General features: G+C 51.9%; 1 protein-coding gene and 1 pseudogene. One reads left to right on the top strand and one right to left on the bottom strand.

The window, feature by feature from the left end:
• Nucleotides 1-259 (top strand): annotated as a pseudogene (locus AACZ40_RS29030) (hypothetical protein); the annotation flags it as partial.
• Between the two features lie 103 nt (nucleotides 260-362).
• Here AACZ40_RS29030 and pckA read toward each other — a convergent pair.
• Nucleotides 363-1786, bottom strand: a 1424-nt coding sequence (gene pckA / locus AACZ40_RS29025; protein WP_339677174.1) for a phosphoenolpyruvate carboxykinase (ATP), incomplete at its 5' end; no start/stop codon positions are given.

The following is a 1786-nucleotide window of genomic DNA, read 5'->3' as shown; positions in this document are numbered from 1 at the left end:
CCTGAGTACACAGGACGGCAAGTACGCGATGGGTGTTTTTTCTCCCGATCAGCCCTCCCCCGGCTATCAGCACGCGGGCTACGGCCGCTTTCGTTTCCCGGCTGCGAAAGTGGTGAAATGGAACTGTGTCTTTCGGTTTAAGGATCCAGAGGGAGTCGCCGCCGGCGATTACTCATTCCAGGTGTTCGTTGCGATTGGTACGCTGGAAGATGTGAAACAGTCAATTCAGACACTGGAGAAAAAGTTTTCGCAGCAGTAAATTAAATTTCAGCTGAATCATAAAGTTAATATCCTTCCATGCACGGCGAACTCCGTATCCCCCCACTCCTGAAATGTTTCGAACAGATCTATCGAAGTGAAAATTAAACCCGTGGTGCGGCCGCCAGGACTTCTTCGGAAACGCCGGACGCGTATTTCATAAAATTGTCATTGAAGGCGGTAGCCAGTTTGATCGCCGTTTTTTTGTAGGCACTTTGATCGTCCCAGGAGGAATGCGGTACCAGAATCTGATCATCGACTCCCGGACATTTTGTAATCGTGGTGGTTCCGAAAATGGGATCCACCTCAGTCGGGGCCTGAACCAGCGTTCCGGAATGAATGGCGTCAATAATTGCCCGCGTATCTTTGAGACTGATTCGTTTTCCCACACCGTAAGCGCCACCATTCCAGCCGGTATTGACCAGCCAGACATTGGCATTGTATTTTCGGATTTTCTCCGCCAGCAGGTCGGCGTATTTGCCAGGATGCCAGACCAGAAAGGGCCCGCCAAAACAGGGCGAGAAGGTGGCCTGCGGTTCATCGACGCCCATTTCCGTACCGGCGACTTTCGCTGTATAACCGCTGATAAAGTGATACATGGCCTGCTCGGGAGTGAGACGGCTGACCGGGGGCAGAACGCCAAACGCATCGCAGGTCAGGAAGATCACATCATTGGGATGGTCTGCCACGCAGGGAATTTTGGCACTGGGCATGTACTCGATCGGATAAGCGCCGCGGGTATTCTGGGTGAAGCTGGTATCATCAAAATCGACATGATGCCGGGCTTCATCATAGACCACGTTTTCCAGCACCGCTCCATAACGCAGCGCCTGAAATATTTCCGGCTCGTTTTCCCGCGAGAGATAAATCGCCTTGGCGTAACAGCCTCCTTCGATGTTGAAAATTCCATTATCCGTCCAGCAGTGTTCGTCATCACCAATCAGAAATCGTTTGGGATCTGCAGAGAGTGTGGTTTTTCCAGTACCGGACAGCCCGAACAAAACCGAGGAGCGACCCGTTTGGCGATCCGCAGTCGCGGAACAGTGCATCGACAGAATCCCCAGTTTCGGCATCAGGTAGTTCATGACGGTGAAGATGCCTTTCTTCATTTCGCCCGCGTATTCGGTTCCCAGAATTACGATCTCACCATCCTCGATGCTGAGGTCCACGCTGGTTTTGGATGTCATACCGGTGGTAAAACGATTCGCAGGAAATGTCCCCGCATTGTAAATCACATAGTCCGGTTTGCCGAAATCTTCCAATTGTTCTTCTGTCGGACGAATCAGCATGTTATGCATGAACAGCGCATGATAAGGCCGCGAACAGATCACGCGGACTTTAATCTGGTACTCGGGATCCCAGCCGGCGAAGGCATCGATCACGTACAGGTGCGGGCAGATATTCAGATAGTCGGTGGCACGTTCCCGGTTACAGAAGAACGCATGCTGATCGAGGGGGTAATTCACATCGCCCCACCAGATATCATCGGCGGAATTTTTATGTTTGACGACCCGTTTATCTTTCGGGG

This window comes from uncultured Gimesia sp. (genome assembly GCF_963972345.1).
Classification (GTDB): Bacteria; Planctomycetota; Planctomycetia; order Planctomycetales; family Planctomycetaceae; genus Gimesia.
Note: the sequence above shows the minus strand (reverse complement) of the source record. Positions and strands in the feature narration are given on the sequence as shown.